This window comes from Oleiphilus sp. HI0086 (genome assembly GCF_001635225.1).
In genome coordinates this window covers 20,752-44,957 of sequence record NZ_LWFZ01001458.1, presented here as the reverse complement: position 1 = coordinate 44,957, position 24,206 = coordinate 20,752, and the positions used below count along the sequence as shown (strand labels likewise).

17 protein-coding genes and 1 pseudogene are annotated in these 24,206 nt (G+C 44.4%); 8 read left to right on the top strand and 10 right to left on the bottom strand.

The genetic code is table 11. The features are described 5' to 3' along the window. Window positions 1–132 precede the first annotated feature (132 nt). A complete protein-coding gene (locus A3756_RS24825) occupies window positions 133–3,564 on the bottom strand; it encodes a hypothetical protein (protein WP_068514872.1) in 3,432 nt (1,143 codons plus the stop codon). 402 nt (window positions 3,565–3,966) lie between these two features. On the opposite strand from A3756_RS24825, the gene A3756_RS24815 reads away from it, so the two are divergent. Then, the gene (locus A3756_RS24815) at window positions 3,967–5,478 is read left to right on the top strand and encodes a fumarate hydratase (protein WP_068514878.1); all 1,512 of its coding nucleotides are present in this window, start codon (window positions 3,967–3,969) and stop codon (window positions 5,476–5,478) included. A gap of 128 nt (window positions 5,479–5,606) precedes the next feature. Beyond that, on the top strand, window positions 5,607–6,461 hold the full coding sequence (gene purU / locus A3756_RS24810) for a formyltetrahydrofolate deformylase (RefSeq protein WP_068514882.1): 855 nt from the start codon (window positions 5,607–5,609) through the stop codon (window positions 6,459–6,461). 54 nt (window positions 6,462–6,515) lie between these two features. Here purU and A3756_RS24805 read toward each other — a convergent pair whose 3' ends face one another. Next, the gene (locus A3756_RS24805) at window positions 6,516–8,342 is read right to left on the bottom strand and encodes an ABC transporter ATP-binding protein (RefSeq protein WP_068554968.1); all 1,827 of its coding nucleotides are present in this window, start codon (window positions 8,340–8,342) and stop codon (window positions 6,516–6,518) included. Between the two features lie 242 nt (window positions 8,343–8,584). Here A3756_RS24805 and A3756_RS24800 point away from each other — a divergent pair, with 242 nt between their 5' ends. The 4 genes from A3756_RS24800 to A3756_RS24785 all read left to right on the top strand — a co-directional run bounded on the left by A3756_RS24800 (window position 8,585) and on the right by A3756_RS24785 (window position 13,400). After that, a complete protein-coding gene (locus A3756_RS24800; protein WP_068508113.1) occupies window positions 8,585–8,938 on the top strand; it encodes an Hpt domain-containing protein in 354 nt (117 codons plus the stop codon). A gap of 6 nt (window positions 8,939–8,944) precedes the next feature. Next, window positions 8,945–10,273 carry a YihY/virulence factor BrkB family protein gene (locus tag A3756_RS24795; RefSeq protein ID WP_156490750.1) on the top strand — a complete coding sequence of 443 codons (1,329 nt, stop codon included), beginning with the start codon at window positions 8,945–8,947 and terminating at the stop codon, window positions 10,271–10,273. Between the two features lie 173 nt (window positions 10,274–10,446). Next, window positions 10,447–11,790 (top strand): conjugal transfer protein TraF, encoded by a 1,344-nt coding sequence (gene traF, locus A3756_RS24790; RefSeq protein ID WP_068554966.1) that lies wholly within the window; start codon window positions 10,447–10,449, stop codon window positions 11,788–11,790. Window positions 11,791–11,801: 11 nt separating this feature from the next. Further along, on the top strand, window positions 11,802–13,400 hold the full coding sequence (locus A3756_RS24785) for a hypothetical protein (RefSeq protein ID WP_068554965.1): 1,599 nt from the start codon (window positions 11,802–11,804) through the stop codon (window positions 13,398–13,400). Window positions 13,401–13,466: 66 nt separating this feature from the next. Here the strand turns inward: A3756_RS24785 and A3756_RS24780 are convergent, their stop codons facing one another. From A3756_RS24780 to A3756_RS24770, 3 genes are all read right to left on the bottom strand, one after another. Continuing rightward, window positions 13,467–16,622 carry an efflux RND transporter permease subunit gene (locus tag A3756_RS24780; RefSeq protein WP_068554963.1) on the bottom strand — a complete coding sequence of 1,052 codons (3,156 nt, stop codon included), beginning with the start codon at window positions 16,620–16,622 and terminating at the stop codon, window positions 13,467–13,469. A gap of 2 nt (window positions 16,623–16,624) precedes the next feature. Next, window positions 16,625–17,908, bottom strand: a complete 1,284-nt coding sequence (locus A3756_RS24775) for an efflux RND transporter periplasmic adaptor subunit (protein ID WP_068554961.1) — start codon at window positions 17,906–17,908, stop codon at window positions 16,625–16,627. A gap of 91 nt (window positions 17,909–17,999) precedes the next feature. Next, window positions 18,000–18,737: a 16S rRNA (uracil(1498)-N(3))-methyltransferase gene (locus A3756_RS24770; RefSeq protein WP_068514899.1), complete on the bottom strand. Its 738-nt coding sequence runs from the start codon at window positions 18,735–18,737 to the stop codon at window positions 18,000–18,002. A 290-nt stretch (window positions 18,738–19,027) separates the two neighbouring features. On the opposite strand from A3756_RS24770, the gene A3756_RS24765 reads away from it, so the two are divergent. After that, window positions 19,028–19,444 carry a hypothetical protein gene (locus tag A3756_RS24765; protein WP_068554959.1) on the top strand — a complete coding sequence of 139 codons (417 nt, stop codon included), beginning with the start codon at window positions 19,028–19,030 and terminating at the stop codon, window positions 19,442–19,444. Window positions 19,445–19,534: 90 nt separating this feature from the next. Here A3756_RS24765 and galU read toward each other — a convergent pair whose 3' ends face one another. Further along, the gene (gene galU, locus A3756_RS24760) at window positions 19,535–20,371 is read right to left on the bottom strand and encodes a UTP--glucose-1-phosphate uridylyltransferase GalU (RefSeq protein ID WP_068514904.1); all 837 of its coding nucleotides are present in this window, start codon (window positions 20,369–20,371) and stop codon (window positions 19,535–19,537) included. Between the two features lie 264 nt (window positions 20,372–20,635). Here galU and A3756_RS24755 point away from each other — a divergent pair, with 264 nt between their 5' ends. After that, the gene (locus A3756_RS24755) at window positions 20,636–21,268 is read left to right on the top strand and encodes a hypothetical protein (RefSeq protein ID WP_068514907.1); all 633 of its coding nucleotides are present in this window, start codon (window positions 20,636–20,638) and stop codon (window positions 21,266–21,268) included. A gap of 282 nt (window positions 21,269–21,550) precedes the next feature. Here A3756_RS24755 and A3756_RS28930 read toward each other — a convergent pair whose 3' ends face one another. From A3756_RS28930 to A3756_RS24745, 4 genes and pseudogenes are all read right to left on the bottom strand, one after another. Continuing rightward, window positions 21,551–22,378 (bottom strand): EAL domain-containing protein, encoded by an 828-nt coding sequence (locus tag A3756_RS28930; protein WP_068633231.1) that lies wholly within the window; start codon window positions 22,376–22,378, stop codon window positions 21,551–21,553. Window positions 22,379–22,405: 27 nt separating this feature from the next. Then, window positions 22,406–22,858: pseudogene (locus A3756_RS28925) on the bottom strand (GGDEF domain-containing protein); the annotation flags it as partial. After that, window positions 22,822–23,223: a response regulator gene (locus A3756_RS28920; protein WP_068514639.1), complete on the bottom strand. Its 402-nt coding sequence runs from the start codon at window positions 23,221–23,223 to the stop codon at window positions 22,822–22,824. The pseudogene A3756_RS28925 and the gene A3756_RS28920, both read right to left, overlap by 37 nt. A gap of 460 nt (window positions 23,224–23,683) precedes the next feature. Further along, window positions 23,684–24,031, bottom strand: a complete 348-nt coding sequence (locus A3756_RS24745) for a type 1 pili tip component (protein ID WP_068514910.1) — start codon at window positions 24,029–24,031, stop codon at window positions 23,684–23,686. Between the last annotated feature and the right edge of the window lie 175 nt (window positions 24,032–24,206).

Genomic DNA, 24,206 nt, shown 5'->3' with positions numbered 1-24,206 from the left:
TATTGAGTTTGGACGTGCTTAGTATGACTTGAGTTTGGGAAGAGGGGGTTGAGCTAGCTCAATTAGTGATGAGGTTTAAGGGCAAAAAAAACCTCCGGGTGTTAGGCCGGAGGCTTTTAGTTTCCTTACATTTTATTCGGCGTCGACTATCAGGTCACTATCCCCAACAGTGATTTCTTCACCGTCATTTAATACGAAAGATGCTGCTTGTGTAACAAACTCTGCAAAAGCAGGTGCCTCAGCAGAGGAAGCTGCCGCTGCAGGGGTCGTGTGTAGAGCACCACTGTCACTCTCAAAACGAATGAAGTTAATGCTTGCTTCATCAGTTGAGTCTCCAATGCTTACAGCACCGGAAGCAGTTTGCAGTGGACTTGTCCCTGCTAGAGGAGCCGCTGTACCTTCACCAAGCGAGATGCCGGCGTATGGGTTTGCGTTGCAGCCGATATTCGCTGGTTGTACAACGTCAACAGCGGGAGATGCATTATTTGGAATAAATACATCGCCAACCACTTCGCTAAATAAGGCTTTGGTTGTAGAAGTGGTGCTACTCAAGTTGCCTACAAAGTTAATTGGATCAAAAGAGTCAAATGACGCTTGAAGAACGTTAAGGAAGGTCTCAAGGTCTGCATCGCCTCTTTGTAAACCAGCAGCAGATTGCAATGCTAGCAGTATACCCGGCGCAAATACTGGGGAATTCTCTGCTAGTCGTGCAATGTTGCCACCTGGCGTTAAAAAGTTTGCAGACACAATGTTATCTTCAGTTCTACTGGTTTGGTTCGCGATTTCGACAAATGGAATGCCGTTAAAGGTACCTAAAGAGTGAGCAATAAAGTGAACATCGTCTCCGTTTAAGTCAAAGCCATCACCTTCTGGCCCGTTATCATCTATTCCATCGATATCCATGGTTGGAATAGACAGACGCAGAGTCATTAAGTCAGACATGTGCTGTCTAAAGTTATCACGGCTAGTTAGGAAGCTAAGTGGGTTAATCGTGAATGCACCAGAACCCGTGTTGGAGCAATCGATAGGGTCTGATGAGGAGCTGCCCACGGTGCCGTCAGCGAAATCCATCGGTACAACGTTGGTAACACCGCCGCCAAAGCCAAAGTGACGCTCATCGGCAGAACCTTGTCCTAGACCAGGGATCTGGCTAGCACCGTTTTCAATAGTATTCTGCATTAAGCCAAGACCTTGTGCCGCAAGCTGTAAGCTTTGGAGGCTTGAAGCTGCTGCTTCTAGGGCTGTAAGGTTTTGAACAGTCGCATCAAGCGTTGGATTTCCGCTTGCATCGCCTAATGCGGCCGTGATTGTGCCATTGATGGTTGCATCTTCAGTGCCGTCAATGCCATCGGTGATATCGATTAATGTACCGTTTAACTGAGCAGCTACGACATTGTAGGTAAGATCTCCGCTTAGTGCAGCAGAAATATAGCCAGCTTCGGTCCCGTCGATTCCGTCGGTGATATCAATCAGTGAGCCGTGCAATTGTCCGGTTACAACTGTTTCAGCGATGGTTCCCGCAAAAGTTTCAGTAATCAGGTCAGCTTCAGCGGCGCTAATACCGTCACTCGCATCAATAACTGTCGCTGAGTCTAATGATGTTGTCACGAATGTGGTGGCAAGAGTGCCATCAACTAAAGCTTGATTATTGGTATCGCCAGGAGCTAATGACTCTGGGAAACCAGCTAGCTGACCACCAGCAAGGAATTGTGCTGCGTATGCCAGGCGGCCTTCTTCAGAAATCGCATCAATACCATGAAGTGGTTGATCAATCGCGAGTACCGCAACGGTTCCACCGCTGTTCGCAACAATGGCGCTACCGAGTGCTAGGGCAACACTTCGATCAGTTGTAATACCATGCTGGTAAATAACAGTTTTATAACCATCTGCCGGCATATTCGAGTCATCTGCCGGGAAGATTGCTAATACCGGTATTTCTTCTGTAGAGTTCTTTGCTGGGAACGGAAACAAATGATTCACAACATTTGATGTCGTCGCTTGTGGCAGAGCTGCGCCAAGTGCCTCTAGGTTAAAAGCAGTATTTATTTGAGTGGCTAAGGTTGAATCTGCTTTCCACCATTCGCCTACAAGTCTCGCTTCGGTTCCATCGCTTACGCCTCGTGTATCAGGTACACCTGAATAGTAAGGAATCGTCAAGGAGCCTTCAGAAATGTTTACGGCACCTACTGGAGCGATTGCATCGGTAATAAATGCTGATACTGTTCTTAGGTCTCGCGGTGTGTCGAAAGCTACGCTATCATCGGCTGCGGGCTCAGGAAAAGACATTCCACCTGCTTTTGCTGCAGTGATCATACCGGTACCGGCGCATGCAAAGCGTGCATCGCCAGCAGGATAGGTATCACACCCTGCTAAAGCTGGATTGAAGCTCTCTGCGGTCCAGTTGCTGATTGCTGTATCAACAGCGCCTTTAATGGTTGCATAATCTTCTGCGCCGGCATCAACTGCCGCTTTTGCTGCGCCAGTTGTCACAAGAGTCTTAACCGTATTCGTTGCCCACTCGGTAGGGTCTACCATATAGTCGACAACTTTTGTGTCATTAGAAGTGGTAAAGCCACTTGTAAAAACAATGTTGTCTTCAGTTAATTGCTGATCATCTGGGCGTGCCGCATTGGTTAGGTTGCCTAAATAGCTCGCGGTAACCTTTTCCCAGAAATCAATTTGAGCTTGCACATCGTCAAGGAGAGGGTTGGCGGGTTCTCGATTTTCATCAGCGAGGGCAGCATAGTTGGCTATACCAGGGTGTTTGATCAAAGACTTTCCTTCGGTATCTTTGATTTCATCGGTCAGTGCAACAATGTAGCGCTTGTTAGGGTTTAAAGGCTCTAAAGGTTGGATTCGTATGTAACTTGTTTCTACTCGTTCGCCGCCAACGACTTTGTCTCGGGTAATGACTTCAGCGCTATACTTAGGTGAAGCCGCTATTCCTAGAAGTTCTCCTGCTGCCGATAAATCTCCACCACTGGCTTGTGCTGCTGTAATGGCGTCAGTAACTGTAGGGGATTCTTCGTTGACTAGTCCTTTAAGAGGGTCGCCACCAGCATATTCTAGTTCTAACAGAAATACGCTTTGGGCAGGGTTAGGAACAGGAGCGCCTCCAACATTAATAAAGCTTTCTGCGATAACCGTATCTGTGTTTATCGTATCTGTTATGTCGGACCCTGCTATGCCTTGGCCAATTTCGATATCGATTGGGGCTGTTAAGGATGCGCCACTAAGATACTCAAGTGCGACTTCAGGTGGTGTTTCTGTGCCTGCAGCAATTTTCTCGGCTAGACCAGGGATAGCATAGGAACCGTCGGGATCCGTTGTTTGTAGTAAAAGGTCATTTGGCTTAGGAAACTCTCCGGTAGCAGGGTTAAATACTGGGTAGAGGTTATTTTCGTTCTGCTCAATATTCGCCTGTTGCTCAGATGACGGAGGGGTCGTCTGTGAGTTTTCGTTATCTCTTTCTTTCGGGTTGTTTTCTGGATCAGTAGTGTCCAGACAGCCTGTTAATGATAATGCTGACGCAATCGCGACACTTAATAAGGTTTTTTTATACATGGATAAGACCTTTCCTAAACGTTGTCTCAAATAAGTAGTGGCTAGATGGTGGATGCTTGCTTGGTTTTATCTGTTTAAATTCAGCAACACACACCACCAGGCCTAAAAATTTTGACCTAGATTAAACGTAGACACGAAAAAGCAATTTGTCTAATTTTTTAGCGCAAAGAATTAGATGCACTTGCTTAGTAGCTGTAACGAATTTAACCGTCGTTTAAGCTTTGTAGGTGTGACTACAAACTCATCTTCAATCAGAGTACAATTCAGTACCCCAATAATTGATCGCTCAGAAGATGAGTGGGTGATCAGCCATGTATTAATTGATAAACACAACATGGGCCTGGCCAAAAGCTTAAGAGCCTCAGCAGTTTATTAATTAAAGAAAAACGTTAGAGAGTGACTATGACCACAATTCGTCAAGCAGATTTAATTGATAGCGTTGCAGATGCCCTGCAGTTTATCTCCTACTATCACCCAAAAGACTTTATTGATGCCGTCCATGAAGCGTATTTAAAAGAAGAGTCCCAAGCTGCTAAAGATGCAATGGCACAAATACTCATCAATTCACGTATGTGTGCAGAAGGTAAGCGACCAATTTGTCAGGATACCGGTATCGTGACTGTATTCGTTAAAGTCGGTATGGATGTGCAGTGGGATGCTGAATTAAGCCTGACTGATATGATAAATGAAGGTGTACGTCGTGCTTACACTCATCCAGATAACGTCTTACGTGCTTCAATCCTAGATGACCCTGCCGGCGCTCGTAAGAATACTAAAGACAATACACCTGCTGTGATCCACTATGAGATTGTCGAAGGCAACACTGTCGACGTCCAAGTTGCTGCAAAAGGCGGTGGTTCCGAGAATAAGTCAAAAATGGCGATGTTGAACCCTAGTGACAGTATTGTTGACTGGGTTCTGAAAACGGTTCCTACGATGGGCGCTGGCTGGTGCCCGCCAGGCATGTTGGGTATAGGCATCGGTGGTACAGCTGAAAAAGCTGCCGTGATGGCGAAAGAAGCTTTGATGGAGCCGATTGATATTCATGAGCTTCGTAAGCGTGGCCCTCAAAATCGTGTTGAAGAGTTACGTTTAGAGATTATGGATAAGGTCAACGACCTGGGTATCGGTGCTCAAGGCCTTGGTGGCTTAACAACGGTTATGGACGTAAAAATTAACGACTATCCAACGCATGCTGCATCATTGCCTGTCGTAATGATTCCAAACTGTGCTGCCACACGTCATGCTCACTTTGTGTTAGATGGCTCCGGCCCGGCATTGCAAACACCTCCAAGTCTTGAAGACTGGCCTGAGATTACTTGGGAAGCTGGCGACAGTGCTAAGCGCATTGATTTGAATAACGTGACTAAAGAAGACGTCGCCGACCTTAAGCCGGGCGATACGGTTTTGCTTTCAGGTAAAATGCTGACTGGCCGCGATGCAGCTCATAAGAAAATGACTGAGATGCTAGCCAATGGTGAAGAGCTGCCAGTAGATTTGAAAGGCCGCTTTATATACTACGTTGGGCCTGTTGATCCGGTTCGTGAGGAAGTTGTTGGCCCTGCTGGCCCGACTACGGCAACACGTATGGATAAATTTACACATACCATTCTTAAAGAAACTGGCCTGATGGGCATGATCGGTAAAGCCGAGCGTGGCCAGGTGGCGATTGATGCGATTAAAGAATACGGATCAGTATACTTGATGGCAGTGGGTGGCGCGGCTTACTTGGTGTCAAAAGCAATCAAGAATGCTGAAGTGGTTGCCTTCCCTGAACTAGGTATGGAAGCTATTTATGAATTTGATGTGGTTGACATGCCAGTATCAGTTGCCGTTGATAGTCAGGGTATTTCAGTTCACCAGACTGCGCCAAAAGAATGGCAGGCGAAGATCATTGCGGCAAAGTCTGAATAAGAGATAAGCTTGAATTATCTCAGACCTATCTATAATAAAGAGAGTCTTCGTGGCTCTCTTTTTTATTTTGAGCGCCTATGTCTGAATACAAATTAGTCCTTAAACGATTGTGGAAGCAGTAAAATATTATGGAACAAACCTATCGTCTTGTCGTTTCTTGCCCTGACCGTACTGGTATAGTCGCAAAAGTCAGTAACTTTCTGGCAACTTATAATGGTTGGATCACTGAAGCGAGTTACCATGCCGACCAGAAGAACGGCTGGTTTTTTATGCGCAATGAGATCAAGGCGAGTTCGATTCCTTTTGATCTGGAAAACTTCAAAACAGTGTTTGAACCCATTGCCAAAGAGTTTTCCATGTCATGGAGTATTAGCGATTCTAATACTAAGAAACGCGTCGTGTTGATGGCTTCAAAGGAATCCCATTGTTTAGCGGATCTACTACATCGCTGGCACAGCAATGAGCTGGATGCGGAAATTGTGGCAGTGATATCCAATCACGATGATTTACGCCGTATGGTTGAATGGCACGATATTCCTTATCACCATGTGCCGGTAGACCCACAAAACAAACAAGCTGCTTTCGACCAGGTTAGTAGCTTGGTGGATGAATACCAGACCGACTTGGTGGTACTTGCTCGCTATATGCAGATTTTACCTGCTGACCTGTGTGAGACATATGCAGGACGCGTGATCAATATTCATCATAGCTTCTTACCTTCATTTGCTGGGGCAAAGCCTTACCATCAAGCTTATGACAGAGGCGTGAAATTGATTGGTGCAACCTGTCACTATGTCACTCAAGATTTGGACGAAGGGCCTATTATCGACCAGGATGTGATTCGTATTAGTCACAGTAATACGATAGAAGATATGGTTCGCTTAGGTAAAGATGCCGAGAAGAATGTATTAGCACGAGGTTTGCGTTTGCACCTGGAAGAGAGGGTTATTATCCACGAAAATAAAACAGTGGTGTTTGGTTAAGGCAAGATTTGGGGGCAGAGTAAAAATAATAGTTTTTACTCTGACCCCAAAGTTTTAATCTCCGATAAAACCACCCGACTGTCGAGCCCAAAGTTGCGCATAAATACCGTTTTGGGCAAGTAGCTCTGTGTGGCTGCCTTGCTCGGCAATCTTGCCTTCGTCTAATACGATCAGTCTGTCTAGTGCGGCGATGGTAGATAAGCGATGAGCGATCGCAATGACTGTCTTGCCTTCCATTAAGGTATATAAACTTTGTTGAATCGCAGCTTCGACTTCCGAATCCAAAGCAGACGTGGCTTCATCCAGAACAAGTATTGGGGCGTTCTTCAATAAGACTCGGGCAATCGCAATACGCTGACGCTGACCGCCAGAAAGCTTCACGCCACGCTCGCCTACATGAGCGTCATAGCCCTGTCGTCCGTCCAGGTCACTTAGTTCTTGAATGAATTCGTGAGCATGGGCTTGTTTGGCTGCACGGATCAGATCATCGTCAGAGGCTTCGGGATTTCCATAAAGGATGTTATCGCGCACAGAGCGGTGAAGCAGGGAAGTATCTTGGGTCACCATGCCGATATGCTCGCGCAGGCTCTCTTGTTTAATGTCAGCAATAGCTTGCCCGTCAATTCTGATGTTGCCCGAAGAAAGGTCGTAGAATCTAAGTAAGAGGTTTACCAGAGTTGACTTTCCAGCACCTGAGCGGCCAACCAGACCAATTTTTTCGCCAGCTTTTATATGCAAATCAAGCTCGCTGATAACCGGACGGCCAGATTCGTATTCAAACGAAATCCTCTGAAAATCAATATTACCATCGCTTAGTTCAAGCGCTTTGGCATTGTCTGAGTCAAGCACGGCTCGTTCTTTTGAAAGTGTGCTGATACCGTCTTGTACTGAACCGATATTCTCGAACAGGCTGGACACTTCCCACATAATCCATTGGGACATGCCATTGAGCCTGAGTGCTAGCGCAATCGCAACAGCTATGGCTCCAGTCGAAATGGTTTCGTTTATCCAAAGCCAGATTGAAAGAGATGAGATCGAGAATAACAGGAGGGAATTCAATACCCATACTGTCACATTGAGCCGGGTGACCAAGCGCATTTGAGGGTGAACGGTTTCAAGGAAGTCGCCCATTGTTCGTTTTGCATACTCTGCTTCACGCTGGCTATGAGAGAAGAGTTTCACTGTTTCAATGTTGGTGTAGCTGTCTACCACAGCTCCGACCATGCTGGAGCGCGCATCTGCCTGACGAGTAGAAATATCACGAAGTTTAGGGATGAAGTAATAAAGGCTGGAGCCATAGCAAAGTAGCCAAATTAAAAGAGGAATGCTTAATCTGGCATCACTCGCTGTGACGACGCTAGTCATACCTATGAAATAAATACTGACGTAGAGCAGTACATCGAGCAGCTTCATTACGGTTTCGCGAACCGAAAGCGCAGTCTGCATCACTTTGGTTGCTATGCGGCCAGCGAACTCATCTTGGTAAAAAGAAAAGCTTTGACCAAGCAAGTACCGATGAGCTAACCATCTAATTCGCATTGGATAGTTGCCCAACAAGGCTTGGTGAATAACGGTTGAGTGAAGCAAAACAGTAAGAGGAATGACGAAAAGAATCACTGCACCTAGAGCAATAAGGGTATTCCCTTCATCTTGCCAAAGTGTTTGAGGTGTTTTGTTCGACAGCCAGTCTACCAGCTGTCCGAGGAAACCAAACAGCGTAACTTCCATGATGGAAATTAAGGCAGTGAGCCCGCCCATGATAAAAAGTAAGGGGAATATTCCTTGTGTATAGTACACACAAAAGTCGAATAAACCCTTCGGTGGTTGTTCCGGATGCTCGGGAGGAAACGGCTCTACCAGCTTTTCAAAAAACTTATACATAAATAGTGGTGTTGGATCGGTATATTTGTATATGAAAACCAATAACTTACTTTAATATTGAGGCCATTTCTTTTATCGAGGTACGGGTGAAAGCCTGAAAGTCGTTATCGAGTATGTGTCTGTGATAATGTCTGCTAATCTTAAAAATAGAACAATGTATCAATGTAAGTTTCACAGCCTCAAGTATACCGCTTTTTTCGAGATATGGCTTTGTATCAATGAAGAATGGAGTTCAATAGACAATGAGTGATCAAACTAGCGAGAGCCAATGCATCGACATGGACAAGCTAACAGAAACTTTTATGAACAATATGGATATTGTTAAGCAGGTATTGTCCTCTTTCAAAGGTAGCTTTGTGACGTTTGAAGAAGAGTTTCTAAATGCTCAGCAGCAGGGCGATACAGAGTTAATGTCACGCCTTGCTCACGGCTTGAAAGGCAGTGCCGGGAATATCAGAGCGTCATCTCTATCGGCGAAGGCTGCTGATCTTCAGCATAAAATAGATCTAGGTGAAGCTCCGGGTTTACTTGCGGAAGAGGTAATCTCTGGCTTAGCTGCTTTGATTTGTGAGATTGATGCTGTCACGACAGGGTAGGTCATTTTGAAAAACTTGCTAGATCAATGGAAGGACGCTGAAGCCTGGCTTTTAGCCTCACCAAAGCCCTCAATGAATCCCCTTATGTCTTTGCTTCGGGACGCCCTTCGAATTCTTTATGTTGTGATCCGTGATATCGCTACCGGGCAAATAACGCTTCACGCAATGAGTCTTGTTTATACGACGATTCTTTCGATTGTCCCTATGCTGGCCTTGAGCTTTTCAGTTTTGAAAGCTTTCAATGTACAAGACCGTTTTACCCCGATGCTCTATAGCTTCCTTGAACCGATGGGGGCTAAAGGCATCGAAATACATAATAGTGTTTTGTCCTTCGTCGATAATATGAAGGTTGGTGTACTGGGCTTTCTTGGTTTTATTATATTGTTCTATACGGTTATCTCCCTAATCCAGAAGATAGAAAAGGCATTTAATACGATTTGGTTCGCACCGGAATTGCGTTCCTTGGGGCAGCGTTTCAGTAACTACCTGATCGTTGTGCTGGTTGGTCCAGTCTTGGTGGTTGCTGCTATTAGTCTAACCGCGTCAACAATGAATTCCAGCCTGGTTCAAAGTATCGCTTCAATTGAACCCTTTGGCACGGTGATCTTAATGATGACCAAACTGATGCCTTTCTTTATGATTATTCTGACATTTACCATGTTTTATATTCTAATGCCAAATACTCGAGTTAACTTTAAAAGTGCTTTGGTGGGCGGTGTCGTGGGTGGAAGTGCGTGGCAGGCTTCAAGCATTCTCTTTACGGCCTTCGTCGTAAATTCGTCTAAGTACGATGCGATCTATTCCGGTTTTGCCGTCGGTATTTTGTTACTGATTTGGTTGTACGTAAACTGGCTAATTTTACTGCTAGGGTCGAGTATTGCGTTTTATCACCAGCATGAAAGCCATATCACAAAGGCGCAGGAGTTAGATCCTTCTCCGGAGGTCAGCGAAAAAGTTGGGCTCGATATTATGGTGAATATTGCACGTAGGTTTGAGTCAACAGAAAGTCCGGTTCTTCAAGTAGATATCGAACATCTACATACGATCCCAGCGGTTGCGAGCCGAAAAATTATCGATAAGTTGATTTCAGGCGGCCTACTTATTGTTGCGGGTGAAAAGGCCGATATGTTAGTGCCAGGCCATTCCACAGATCAGATTAGTGTAGCTCAAATATTACAGGCTTTGAGAGGGCATGAAAGTATGTGGAAATATAAGCATATCAAGCTTTCACCAGAAGTTAGCGACATCGCAGATAAACTTCATCAAGACATCAATAAACGTTTCGATAATGTTTTGTTACGAGACTTAATCAAGGCGAAACAAATCAATAGTTGAATGAAGCCTTGTTTGAACTATCTTTAGGGCTAGCGTGCGAAAGCGACAAAAGCAAAAGAGAAAATTGGGGTGTTTAACTTGCCGGGTTGTTCCGTCTAATAATAACAGGTATGACAGACGAGTAGAAAGCGGTTAAATCGGATAGGTTGTGTGAATAGCGAAGGATAATGAGCATGAAGCAAAAAACGTTACAACGAACTAAATTGGCTAGAGGTGTCGCATTGGCGGTGCTTCTTGGCGGAGCAACAAGTGCAGTGGCAGGGTATCAGGGGTATCAGCCGGGAGCGTTGAAGGTTTTAGGGAAAACAACACACCCAAATACCTTACTGGCTATAGGAAACAACCCAGCATCTGGCGAATCACTTATAAATGACGAAGAAAATTTTAGAATGGGTTATTTCAGCTCATTTGGTATAGATATTGAAGCGGGGCAGGTTGACAACTTTATTGATGAAGTCGATGAATTGTCTGACGCTCTTGATAATGAAGACTTAACGTTGGGTGAAGCACTTGATATCAAAGAAAAGTTTGATGACTTATTACCAAAGTTTGGTGAAGATGCGCGTTTAACGATTGGTCTGGGTTTACATGTTCCTTTCTTTCCAATGGCTTTGAGAACAGATTTCTTGGGCGGCGTGTTAGGTCTGGATGTTCATGCCTCGGGTTTGTTTGATGTTAGTTTTCTTGATGCCCCACTAGATATTCAGATTACCGGTAGTGATGTCGAGCTACTAACAGCGAGTGCACTTTATGTAAAAGGCGCTTCGTTGGTTACGGGTAGTCTATCGTACAGTGCTGAAGTATGGCAGCCGCCAGTGATGGATTCTAAGCTCTTTGCAGGGGTTCAGCTTAATGCTTATCACGCCACCATGAATAAACAAGTACTGGCATTGACTAACATCGCCGAAGATGACGATGCTGGTGATGCGATTCGTGACGAATTTGAAGAGAATACAGTTTCAACAACAGAGATGGGCGTTGATTTAGGTCTTCTTTGGGCTTTCCCTAATGGTCATGCTGGCCTGACTATCGCAAATATAAATGAGCCTGAGTTCAAGTATGGCGATATTGGTACAGACTGTGGCTCAATTACAGACCCAACAAGAAGGGCTAACTGTGAAGTTGCTCGCGACGTATTTTCTGGTGAAATCTCACTGCAAGAAACTGCTGTAATGGCTGCTCAAACAACCATTGAAGGCTCTCTCTATACTGAGGACAAGCAGTGGTTATTGACAGGCGCTTATGACTTAAACTCTGTGTATGACTTGGTAGGCCGAGAAAGCCAGATGATAAGCGGTTCTGCCACTTATTTCCCTAATAGTTATATTTTGCCGACAATTCGTTTAGGTATTAGTCAGAATTTAGTCGGTAGCGAGCTAACTATGGTTGGCTTTGGTACAACACTGTTTGGCATGATGAATATTGATTTAGCGGCGAGTTTGGATACAGTTGAACTTGATGGAACAAAAGCACCGAGACGCTTTGGCTTTAATATCGGCTTTGAAGAGAAATTTTAAGGAGAGGGCATATGAACCTTATTAAGAAACAAACGTTATTCACGATGACGAAGGGATTTTCACTCACTGCCCTAGCTGCAGCTGTTGCAATTAGCGCTGGTTGTAGTAACCCTGATGATCCTGATGGGGGTACAAGCCAGTCGAAACAAGCAGTTGAAGGTGCCGTTGTTGATGCCTACTTGGCGGGTGCTACAGTTTATTTGGATGGTAACGACAATGGCAAACGCGATGCTTGGGAAGCTTCAGCGATTACCGATAAAGATGGTTTTTTCTCAACAAGTAAAGATGGCTTAGTTGATTATTGTGCTAGTGATGCGACAAGCGCCCAGGCAAGGCATTGTTTATCAACTTCCGCAACGGGTACTGGAACGCTTCGCGCATACGGTGGCTTTGATATCTTTACCGGCGAGCCTTTCATTGGTGCCTTAGCGGCAAATGTTGATCTGTCGGGTGGTACGGTTCCAAATCAAAATATTACACCTTTAACCTCTATTATCGCTGAAGCAGGGGAGGATGCTGCTGATGTGTTAGATGAGTTAGGTATTACATCAGACGAAGCTAATAGTGACTTTTTGGGTGAGGGGGGCGTTGATGCATTTGATGCTGATTTGACCAATCAGGCCTTGAAGCTTCATAAAGTAGTCGCCTTGTTTGAAGATGTTTTCGATGAGCATTTTGATGCCTTTGGTGACCTAAGTAACTTCCCAAATAGCGCAAGTGTTCTAATTTATCAAGAATTGGCGGCGGTTATTGCAGCCGGTGACACACTTGATACGACTTCATTGAGAGCTGTTTTCAATAGTGTCAATGCTGCTGTGAGCGCTCTTTATACAGAGCTGGGTGATGAGGATGAAACCTTTCCTGGTAATGCTGCTGAAGGCAATGTAATTGCGGATGCAGTACAGATTCTTGGCTTAATTGATGATGCACTACCTGGCACCACCGCTGACTTGGACGAGGCGCGTTCTCGCATGGTGGGTGTAGAGTTAATAGTGACTAAGATGAATGAAGATGCCAGTGACTTGGCTGATGCGGTGGCAGAAGTTGAGAACCTTGCATCTAATTTATATACCGACTTGAGTGGTGGGGAAGATATTGACTTCAGCACCTTGCTTGACTTGGATTTTAGTTCTACTACTGATTTCAGTTCGGCTTCAATTGGCACAGGTGGTGATACTTATGAGGCGCTGGATGGTCGAGAGTTATTTATCGATTATAGTGATGGCGAAGAAGGTATCTCTGGAAAGGCTTTGTTCTTGTTTGACGCCGATGAAAGCGGCCAGGCAGGTACTGTAGACCTGTGTCTAGCCTACAATGATACCAGCAACGATAATGATGAAGACGATATCTACGAAACTTCGGGTACGCTGATTGATTTGGCTACTTGGTTTACCATTGATGATCGTCGATTGGTGTTAACGGTTGCTGGTTCGTTTGATCTGACTTTGATCAGTCGAGGTGAAGCTGATGGTGAAAACCTTTATAGCATGAGCTATGCAGGGGAAACCGCAAGTTGGTCAAGTCCAAATGGTCTGATTGATATAGAACAGAGCGTTAATGAACGCCCAACGGATGATGCAAGCTGTGAAGCGCTGTTGAATAGCTTGTAAGCTCAAAGCATTAAAAAAGGGGCTCCAGTTTTCTGGCGCCCCTTTTTTGTTGGTTTATTATATTTCTTAGGCCTTAGCTTTCCGCTCTTTAAACTCTTCAATAAGCGAAATTAAAGCTGGAATAACAAACAAGATAAGAATCGTTGCATATGCCAGGCCAAATGAAATACTGACAGCCATAGGGATCAGGAACTGAGCTTGCAGTGATGTTTCGAACAGCAGTGGTAATAGCCCCGCAACAGTCGTCAAAGAGGTCAGCATAACCGCTCTGAGTCGCAGGCATGAAGCATCGACAATAGCCTGTTTGGCGGGCTGGCCTTGTTCTCGTAACTCTCGATAGAAGGTGACCAATATTATCGCATCATTGATAACGATGCCTGATAGGCCAAAAAAGCCAAACCAAGAGAGCATGGTTAGGTCAATGCCTAGCAGCCAGTGACCCAGTATCGCACCCGATATTCCAAGAGGGATCGCAAGCAATACTGCGACAGGCCAAGAGTAGGAACCAAATACCCACGCCAGGATAATATAGATTAAGGTAAAGCCTATGGCTGCGCCTAGCATCATATCTTTGCCGGTCTGGGCTTGTTCTTCAGCCCTGCCTTTCAAGTCTATTTTAATACCGTACTCGATGGACAGGTTAGGTAAAAACTCTTCTTGTAGCTCGGCGATTATCTGGTTGGCATTATTTAAGTCGGGGTTAACGCTGGCGGTGACGTGCAGACCAAGCTTACCTTCAGTATGCCTAACCAGTTCTAAGCCTTTTCTATGGGTCAAGGTGACGACATTGCTTAGCTGAGCAATATCACCAGAGGGTGTAACGAGAGGGAAGTTGTCGAGAATACGAGAGTAGTTGCGCTCTTCATCGGGAAGAATAATCCGAACCTCGATCTCTTCATTCTCGTCATAGAATACTTGTAAAAGCTGGCCGTCGAAGGCCGCTCGTAATTGTCTGCCAACATCCGAGACGGTGAAGCCAAGCGCTTCTCCCAGAGGCGTAAGTGAGTAGATAAATTGGTTTTTACCAAAGGGTAGGTCGTCTTGGATATCACGCACGCCGACATAGGTTTTTAGCTTGGTCGCCAGGTCCTCACCCGCTTGTTTGAGTACCGAAGTCGCTTGCCCAGTGAGGAATATATCGACGTCTTTACCCGGTGGACCACCTCGTGGGCTAGATATGCTCAGCTGCTCTACGCCATCGGGTTGGTCGATGAAATCGTTCCAGGCTTCAATAAATTCGGGGTTTCTTATATCGCGAGCGTCTGGTGTTAAAAGTTCTACGTGAACGGAAGCATATTGTTCACCCGTGGAGTAGTTCTGGCCACCATCGAAGCTGGCCTGGTTAATCCTAAGAACACTATGAACGACCAGGCTATCAGCATCGCCCATGCGTTGTTCCTTGGCGAATTTTGCATCGGCTTGTTGCAAGGCTTGCTCCATGTTAAGGCCGAACTCGCGTACTTTTTCAGGCGGTGTTCCTGAAGCAAACTTAACGTTGCCAAGTAATATATGGCTTTCAGGTTGGGGGAAGAAGTCTGACTTGACCCGGCCCGAGGCAATCAGAGTGATACTGACAGCCAGGATCGCGACGGATAGACAAAGAATAACGCCTCGATTCTCGATCGATTTTTCGGATAAAGGGCGGAAGAAATTATCCCGAAAGCGATTAAAACCTTGATCGATTTTTTCCCGATATGAACCCGCTGCATTGGCTTTAAAGGAGCGCTTAAAGGAATGATTTAAATGACCTGGTAAGACGAGAAAGCACTCAATTACAGAGGCGATAATGACACAGATAATTACTAGTGGAATGTCGAACAGAATGTTGCCGATAATGCCGCTAATGAGCATCAATGGCAGGAAGGCAGAAACGGTTGTCAACGAAGAAGATAAGACTGGCACGAACATCCTGCGAGCACCGCCTTCAGCAGCACGTAGAGGGTTTTCACCTTTGCTATAGTGAGTGAGGGCATCTTCGCCTACAACAATTGCATCATCGACAATGATGCCCAGCGCCATGATTAGCGCGAACATGCTGACCATGTTGATACTGCCGCCAACGAGGTAGAGTATTGCAAGTGTGCCCATAAATGATATTGGGATACCGACAGCAACCCAAAAGGCCACACGACCATTGAGGAATATGAATAGGATGCTGACCACTAGAATCAAGCCGCCTAGGCCGTTTTTGATTAGCAGGTTAATACGGTCCTCAATTAGTACGTAGGCTTCATTATAAGCGTGTAACTGAACAGTTTGAGGGAGTAGGGGCTTTGTGTCAGCCAACCAGTTATTAAGAGTCTCAGCTGCTTTCAAAGTGTCGGAAGACTGGGTGCGAAGAACTCGTAACAAAACAGCAGGCCTGTTTTGATAAAAGACCTCTATTTGATTGTCTTTATTACGTTGTTGCACCACCGCGATGTCTTCGAGCTTAATGGGTTCGGCAGAACTTCCGCTTAGTATGGCTAGCTGTTCAAAGCCACTTTCACTTCTTCGCTGTTCAATGCTTCTAAGTTCTTTGGCTGCTTCACTTTTTCCGCTGGTACCTGCTGGGATATCCTGACTGGCATTGAGTATTTGCTGGCCGAGTTGGGGAAGTGACATTTTTAATGCGCTGATCTGTTTGCTATCAACCTGAATGGCTATCTCTTGAGATGGCAGGCCAATAAACTCGACTTTTGCAACGCCTCTGTCTAGTAGTTCTCTTTCATACTGGTAGGCAAGTGGGCGTAGTTCTTCTAATGTGCCATCCGAAGAAAGAATGATGGTTGCAACGTCCTCATTTAACGAAACTTTTGATACTTCGGGCGTTTCAGAATCAGAGGGAAGGTTTCTTACCAGGTCAACGTATTCTTTAACTTGGTCGAGGGCCAAACCCATATCACTGCCTTCATCATATTCCAGGACGATGACGCCAGCGCTTTGATAAGACGTCGAACGCATTTCTTTCACGTAATCTAGATTGCGCAACTGCTGTTCTAGCGGTGTGACAATCGACTTGGCCACATCTTCTGCACTGGCACCTGGCCAGGTAACGCGGACGATAACGTAGTCGGGTTCGAAGTTTGGTAAGAACTGAGTGTTAAGTTTGATTAGTGATACCGCACCTGCAAGCAGCATAATCAGCATGAGCAGGTTGGCTGCTACTTTATGTTGAGCAAAGCGGCCAATTAAATCTGAGCGGTGATCACCTGGGTTTTGTTCGTGATTTACAATGCTCATTCTTAGCTACGCTCTTTAACTTTTAGACCGGAAATTGCATTGGGGAGTTGGGTTGTTGTGACCTTATCGCCATCGCCTAGATGCTTACTACGAATAATGACTCTGTCTTGAAGAGTCTCTTCATTTGCAGAATTCGTGCTAAGACTTAAAAGCTGTTTTCCTAATACTTCAATATTTAGCGATTGAAGCCGTCCCTCCTCAATACGATAAATTCGATTTGTTCCATAGATTGCCGACACGGGTAGAGTGAATACGTTTGTTAGTGCTGGCATATCAATGCGTAATCGTAATGCTTTGTTTAGAATCAAGTTATGCTCTTCGCTAGCAGGTCTAAATAGAGCATCGACACCGCCATTGCTGAGACTTGCCTGGCCAGATAATCGCAGAAGTTGTAATGGTATTTCTGATTGATGGCTAAGTGCCGTGGCTTGGATGTTGATACCCTGTTGCAGTGCATCACTAATAAGTGCCAGATATTTGTCGGGTACTTGAGCGCGGAGCTCCATATTCTTTCGGTCGTAGAGAGAAACCAGTGCTTGTCCCATTTGTATTCGCTCACCCGGAGCGACCTTAACACTTGTGACAATACCGTCAAAAGGGGCTCTGATCTGAGCGCGCTCAGCATCGATTTCTGCGTCTTTCAGCAAGGTGAGGGCTCGTACTTTTTTAGCTTGAAGCTGCTTTAAACGATTAGGGTGGTCGGCAATATTTAGCTTTCGGGCATTGACGGATAAAGCTTGCTGAGCACGGCTAGACTCGGCACTATCGTAGCGTTCCTGTGCGACCAGGTTAGAAGCTTTTAGTTTTGCCTGACGGGCCAGTGCTTGCTCGGCAATTTCTAGTAATCGTTTTTCTTCAACCAGAGAATCCTGATCGGTTTTAAAGCGTAGCTTCTCTGCATCGATTAGAGCATCTAGCTCATTAATATCAGCTTGCCGCTGTGCCAGGGTAAGTTCGATTTCGCGAGCATCGAGTTGGACCAGTAGGTCGCCCATTTTTACGCTAATTCCTTCTCGCACTGGAACTTGCATTACGTCGGCAGTGATCGCAGCGCTTAATGTTGAGTCGAAAGGCGATTCAACCCGTGCCAATAGTTCGACTTGAGGCTGCGCCTGGGTTTCCTTAAGTATGATGCTTGATACTAGCCATTCCTTTTCTTTGGTTTCTTTTTTGGGTGGTTTGGGCTTAGAAACGACGAGCGCAAAAATGATCAAGGCTGCCACCGCTAGGATAATGATAGGTAAAAACCAGCTGTGCTTTTGGCGGAGGTTCTGGAATGTGTTCATTGTGTTGATTCCACAGTGTTAAAGGAATAAAAGCTTAAGTAATCTTGAGTCTAATCTGAGTATTTTTAATCTTTCACTTGGCTAGAGCAGCTTAGGTATTAAAGTCCCCCCAGAGCCACTGAAGCAATGCCAGGCACGCTACAGGGGCTGTTTCTGTACGCAATACTCTTGGGCCGAAGGTGCTTGGGATAAACTTATTATCACAGGCCATGCTGATTTCAGCTTCACTTAACCCCCCTTCAGGACCAATAAGAATATTGACATGGCCAGGGGCGGGGGAGATATCAGATAAACGTTGGCGGTCTCTGTGGTGTAAAACCAAAGACAAGCCCTTAGATGATTGTTGCTGAACCCAGTCATCGACATTCAATATCGGATGGACGGTCGGCACCGTTGCGCGCCCACATTGTTCAGCAGCGCTAATTGCAACCTGTTGCCAGTGCTGAACACGTTTGCTTGCACGTTCATTGTTAAGGCGCAATTCGCAGCGCTCACTATCTAAGGGTGTAATCGCATTAACGCCCATCTCAGTACTCTTTTGGATGGCGTAGTCCATTCGGTCACCCCGAGACATGACCTGGCCGATATGGGTCTTAAGTTTAGATTCACTGACAGCATTTTCAGCGATGCCGATACTAGTAGCGAAAGACTTTTTGCTAGTTTCCTGAATGGTAGCGGGGTAGAACTTACCGTCGCCATTAAAAAGCCTAAGCTGGTCACCAGCTTTCATTCTAAGCACTTTTAAAAGGTGCTGCGCTGCTTGGCCCTCGATTACGGTATTTGAGGATGCTTCGAGAGGCTGATCAACATAAATATTCGGAATGCGCATCGTGCGTTTTACCAGCTCAGTGATTAAGTAAAGAGAGTTTCCTTATTTAAAAGGCAGCCTATTATGAATAATGATGATATGTACGTCTATCGGACTTCGTGTAAATAATTCGTAAAAGCGCTGTTTGTTTACTTATACCCAATCTTAATTATTATCTTAAGATTGTCTTATTAGTACTTGAACTAATTAGCAAAAAAATTATTAACGAGCTGTAAAAAAGTATTTTTAACTACGAATTATCTGGATCAAATGCTATATTGATCATTACCTATTTTCAGTGCTGAATTCTTATGAAGTATCTAAAGCAATTTAATCATCAACTTAAAAAAGTCCGGCAGTCGAAGAAACTTTCGTATATTGATGTTGCGGAGTATTGTTTAGTTGACCCTTTGGTCGTTGAGTCGTGGGAAGCCGAAAGTAGTGAAACACGCTGTTATCCTAGTTTGGATAACCTTCTTGATTTGTGTTTTAAGACAGCCATGCCTTTAGAAAGTTTTGTTGATGTGCCTAATATTGAAACCGGCCACCAATTGGATTTGCCTGGTATCAATGACAGTGATGCGGAGGATTTGGGGGACTCATTAGTTGAGTTGGGACGACAGATTGAAAAGTTAATACCAACTGATGATGAGCGTGAGTTACTTCGGCGTTACCGTAAAAGCGATGCGCAAAGTAAAGAGCTGATACTTCAACTAATTGCAAACTAAGGCTATTAGGTCTTTAATTGCTTTGTTCTTTTTTGATGGAGCAGGAAGTTTGCCGCGCTAAGGCGCAGCAAACTCATTTATTTGTATCGACTACGATTCTGCTTTGTATACGTTTTCATAGACATAGTTAGTCGCTTGAATAAAACCATCGACACTACCACAGTCAAAACGCTGACCTTTAAACTTATAGGCTAGCACGCAACCTTTTTTCGCTTGAGTGAGCAGGGCGTCGGTTATTTGAACTTCTCCACCTTTTCCGGGCGGTGTTGCTTTGATGATATCGAAGATGTCCGGTGTCAGAATATAACGACCGATAATTGCTAGATTTGAAGGAGCATCTTCCGGAGCCGGCTTTTCAACCATTTCAGTGATACGGTATAGGCCATCCTTCATGCATTCGCCTGCAATAACACCATATTTATGCGTTTGGTCAGCAGGAACTTCCTGGATCGCTACGATACTGCAGCGGAACTGATTATATAACTCTGCCATTTGCTTAAGCACGCCGTCGCCGTTTTCATCTGCCGTACAAAAGTCATCTGCCAAAACAACTGCAAAAGCATCATCGCCAACCAAACCTCGACCGCTATAGATTGCGTGGCCAAGACCTTTCATTTGATGCTGTGGTGTAAATGAAAAGGTGTTATTTTCCATTAAATTCCGAATGGAATCGAGCTGAGCCTCTTTTCCTGAACCTTTAATTTCATTTTCTAGTTCGTAGCTAATATCAAAGTGATCTGCAATGGCTCGTTTGCCTCTACCTGTGACAAAACCCATTCGGTTCATGCCTGCCTGGTGCGCTTCCTCAACGCCATATTGCACAAGGGGTTTATTTACGAGGGGTAGCATTTCTTTAGGCATTGCTTTTGTTGCGGGTAAGAAACGGGTTCCGTAGCCTGCAACTGGGAATAGGCAGTTTTTGATCATAGTATTGTCCATAATGGTAACTATTGGCCGATGTCTTCAACGCACGCCAACAATAAGTTCATATATCTGTTAGAAGCTTAAGTCTATATTATTGATCTTAAAGCTTTATGACAATTNTAGCGGAAGTATCGAGTTGTAAAAATAAAGTTTGGCATAAATATTGTTTCCATATACTTCACTTTAGCGCCTCTTGGTCTTTACTGCTATATTGTGAAGACGATGATTAATAAGTCTAAAAATATTGATGCAGGATAGGCACAGGATATGAGCCAGAATTATGATGAACTAACTTTGTTATCTGTTCGTTCCGCCTTTGACCATTTGCAGTCAACAATTAACCGCGCTTTGCAGAGAATAGAGCGGCAAGCACAGCTGAATAACTCCCAGGTTTTTTCTGCTATAAAGGAGCGTCGTAAGTTAGCAAAAGTGCTAATGTTGGATAAGCGAATTATTCATTTGTATAAGTCCATGTCTTCACAGCCCACACTAAAAATAAAAGATAGTGAGAGCTTGGTCCACTGTGAAATAAGCTCTACGGTAGTTATTCACGAAGGTGATGAGAAAAAAATCCAATTTACGCTAAATGATAATACCTACACGCTTCAGTTTGCGGATAGGGCGGGTGCTTGCATAAGCTTTTATGGGGAAACTTTCAAAAGCTCAAACTTATCGCTTTTATTGTCTTCTGGAGAAGAGGTTCTTACGCTACATTTGGATTTAGAAGGCGAGCAAGAAACCATAACAGAGCAGCAAATTACCCGCTTCATTCCCGGGAAGTGGATTTACGATATTATCCATGCCTATGAGACCTTGATAACCTCAGAAAACCTCAAATCCATTGATGCGGCCTATAGTGACGAAGGGCTGGAGATCTTAAAACATAAGTTTGGCTTGTAAGAATTTATGCGGTGTTTGAGTGTCTTAGTGCTTAATTTCGGGTCTTAAACGAAAAATGCCGCATAAAAATGCGGCATTTTGAATAGGTGCTTCCCTTACCATTCCTTAGGTAACCAGCCTTCCTTGTTTACTTCCTTGTCCATATCCATATGTTGCTGTCATCGTCCTGACAATCAGCGTCGTCCTGATGGAAATGAATATTACGCTTGTTCTTGCCTTCAGTATGTAGGTGATAATGCAAAAGCATGTAGGAAATATCTTACATTGGGAGCAAATAGTACGTTATTGAAGTGGGCCAGGCCTTTCGATACCAAAGCCTTGAGCGAAGTCTACACCAATTTCTTTTAGTGCGTCGGCGGTTTCCTGGTTTTCTACAAATTCCGCAATGGTCTGCAAGCCCGCTGCATGGCTAATACCATTGCAAGCTTCAACAATTCCACGATCAATCGGATCGTGTAACAAGTTCAAGACAAAGCTGCCATCAATTTTCAGATAATCTACTGGAATCTTCTTAAGATAAGAAAAGGAGCTCATCCCAGCACCAAAGTCATCGAGTGCAAATTTAAAACCTTCTTCTCTGATCTCGGAAATAAACTCTACGGCATCCTTAAGGTTGTCGATAGCACTGGTTTCGGTAATCTCGAAGCAAATACGTTCAGGAATGAACTCAAACTCTTTTAGTAAATGCCGAATATCTTCAAAGAAAGAGGCGTCACTAAGTGAATTACCTGACAAGTTGATGAAAAATGTTCCTTGATCCTGATACCCTAAACCTGATTCAGCCAAGTACTTAAACGCATTTTTTACCACCCATCTATGTAAACGTGGCATAAGTTTGTAGCGCTCGGCTGCGGGAATAAAGGAGCCGGGGTAAATCAGTTCTGAGTCATCATTAAGTCGAACCAGAAACTCGCCGTGTGCACCGCCACTACAGTGTTTTTGGAGGCCTTTCATGCTCTGGAAGTGGAGTATAAACAAATCATCAGCTATCGCTCGTTTAATGCGGCTGACCCATTGCATTTCACTTCGCCGTTGTAAGTGCTCTGGGTCATCTTCACTGTACCATTTAAGGCCGTCATGACCTTTTTCTTTGGCGACATTGCAGGCCATGTCAGCACAGCTCAGAACGGACTGGACCGAAGAGGTTTTATTATTAATTGAAACAATGCCGATACTAATGCTGGTCGTGAAACTTTTTCCATGCCAGGTGAAGTTTAGGTCTTTTATTGCGGTCTGTATGGTTTTCGCAATCTAAATAGCTTGACGCTTATCTTTGTTGTAGGTGAGTATGCCAAATTCATCGGCACCAAGACGTGCCAAGGTATCCTTGTCTTTAGTTTGGCGGAGTAAAACAAGTGATACTTGCTTGAGTAGATCATCGCCTGCAACGTGGCCGCAAGTATCGTTAATGATCTTAAATTGGTCCAAATCCAGTGACATCAAGGCATATTCTGCATCATCCGATGCTGAAAGTTGAAGTGCTTTAGATATTTGACCTTCGAAGTACTCGCGATTGCCTAGCCCTGTTAGGTGGTCATGTACGGCTAAATGTTCTAGATTCTGTTCTGCGAGTTTTTTGCTTGACGGGATTCGCTCTCTCTTATTTCTCTCTCGATGGCTGGAATCAGTCGAGCGAGATTTTCTTTCATTACGTAGTCTTGAGCCCCGGCTTTCATTAGCTTAATGGCTTCTCGTTCGGGGATCTCCCCTGACACAATAATAACTGGCAAATTCGCATCGCGATCACGGATGGTTTCTAAAGCTTCTTGGGAGGAATATCCGGGGATGCTGTGATCTGAGATAACAAGATCCCAGTCGGACTCTTCAAGCGCGCTTCTAAGGCTTCGATCAGTTTCAACTCTTGTTGAGTGAATATCTAAGCCGCCTTTTTTTAGTTCACGTAACAGCAATATGGTATCGTTTTCACAGTCATCAACGATTAATATATTATACATATGAATCTTAATTATTATGTGTCGGTTTACGGAAGAGTATATTTACTTATCATCTTCATTGGTCGCTAAGCCACTACGAAGAAACTTAGTAATGCTTTGAAATTAAAACAAAATTAGCTAAGAAAACTAGCAATACTTAGTGTTTTTAAAATCTGTATAACAGTATAAGTCTAGAATAGTGTTTGCTTTTATCAATGTTATGCAGGTGAGTGCTTAGATCTTTTGGTTATGACTGGCGATCCTAAGCAGTTTTCCTGTTTGAGATAACAGATATTTGCCCAGGATGCGAATGAAGATAGGCGTTAAAAATAAACGCCGGAAGTGACGAAGATAGGCGTTAAAAATAAACGCCGGAAGTGACGAAGATCAGGAAGTGAGTTGCTTGACGAATGTTCCCAAACATTCGCTAGCAGTAGCTGTTCCAGTATATTCCTTGTTGTAGCGGGAGGGTGCCAAAGAGCTAACCATTTGCGGCTTTCTTGCCTTGCTGTTTCAAGGTTGAGCGGTATTTCTTGCTCAATTCCATAAATTTCGGGGTCGGGCCTACATCCTCATACATTGGATCGCCCATTTCATCTTTCGATATGACTTTTTTACCCGCGATATAAGGGAAACTGGTTTCAAGTTCATCAAGAGCAGCCGATAGCAGCTCTCCAAGGATCTCACTTTTTGTTCTTTTGGGGTACATTTCTGCTAGTGCGTTAATTTTCGCTGCATCTTCTAAGGGGAGTCGGAATGTGTAGTCTTCAGAAGTAAATGTTGCTTTGGCTTGTTGTTCCCAGCATTCTGCTAAGGCTTTTATTTTCATAGCTTGAATCCTTGTGTGGTCGGGTTGTTCATTTTTTACGCTTAACTACAAGAATAAGTGTAGGTTGTTTGTTCAAAAAGTAGACACTTAAAAGTGTGTGCTTTTGTTAATGGTTTACTTGTTGTGGATTGTGCTCCATATTTATATATCTAGTTTTTACTATTTTGCGCAAATA

Coding starts and splice junctions, on each gene's coding strand:
- A3756_RS24770 (WP_068514899.1), bottom strand. CDS start 18,737: ATGCGCATTCCGAATATTTATGTTGATCAGCCTCTCGAAGCATCCTCA.
- galU (WP_068514904.1), bottom strand. CDS start 20,371: ATGATCAAAAACTGCCTATTCCCAGTTGCAGGCTACGGAACCCGTTTC.
- A3756_RS24825 (WP_068514872.1), bottom strand. CDS start 3,564: ATGTATAAAAAAACCTTATTAAGTGTCGCGATTGCGTCAGCATTATCA.
- A3756_RS24785 (WP_068554965.1), top strand. CDS start 11,802: ATGAACCTTATTAAGAAACAAACGTTATTCACGATGACGAAGGGATTT.
- A3756_RS24815 (WP_068514878.1), top strand. CDS start 3,967: ATGACCACAATTCGTCAAGCAGATTTAATTGATAGCGTTGCAGATGCC.
- A3756_RS24745 (WP_068514910.1), bottom strand. CDS start 24,031: ATGAAAATAAAAGCCTTAGCAGAATGCTGGGAACAACAAGCCAAAGCA.
- A3756_RS28920 (WP_068514639.1), bottom strand. CDS start 23,223: ATGTATAATATATTAATCGTTGATGACTGTGAAAACGATACCATATTG.
- A3756_RS24805 (WP_068554968.1), bottom strand. CDS start 8,342: ATGTATAAGTTTTTTGAAAAGCTGGTAGAGCCGTTTCCTCCCGAGCAT.
- A3756_RS24800 (WP_068508113.1), top strand. CDS start 8,585: ATGAGTGATCAAACTAGCGAGAGCCAATGCATCGACATGGACAAGCTA.
- A3756_RS28930 (WP_068633231.1), bottom strand. CDS start 22,378: ATGGCCTGCAATGTCGCCAAAGAAAAAGGTCATGACGGCCTTAAATGG.
- A3756_RS24765 (WP_068554959.1), top strand. CDS start 19,028: ATGAAGTATCTAAAGCAATTTAATCATCAACTTAAAAAAGTCCGGCAG.
- traF (WP_068554966.1), top strand. CDS start 10,447: ATGAAGCAAAAAACGTTACAACGAACTAAATTGGCTAGAGGTGTCGCA.
- A3756_RS24780 (WP_068554963.1), bottom strand. CDS start 16,622: ATGAGCATTGTAAATCACGAACAAAACCCAGGTGATCACCGCTCAGAT.
- purU (WP_068514882.1), top strand. CDS start 5,607: ATGGAACAAACCTATCGTCTTGTCGTTTCTTGCCCTGACCGTACTGGT.
- A3756_RS24755 (WP_068514907.1), top strand. CDS start 20,636: ATGAGCCAGAATTATGATGAACTAACTTTGTTATCTGTTCGTTCCGCC.
- A3756_RS24775 (WP_068554961.1), bottom strand. CDS start 17,908: ATGAACACATTCCAGAACCTCCGCCAAAAGCACAGCTGGTTTTTACCT.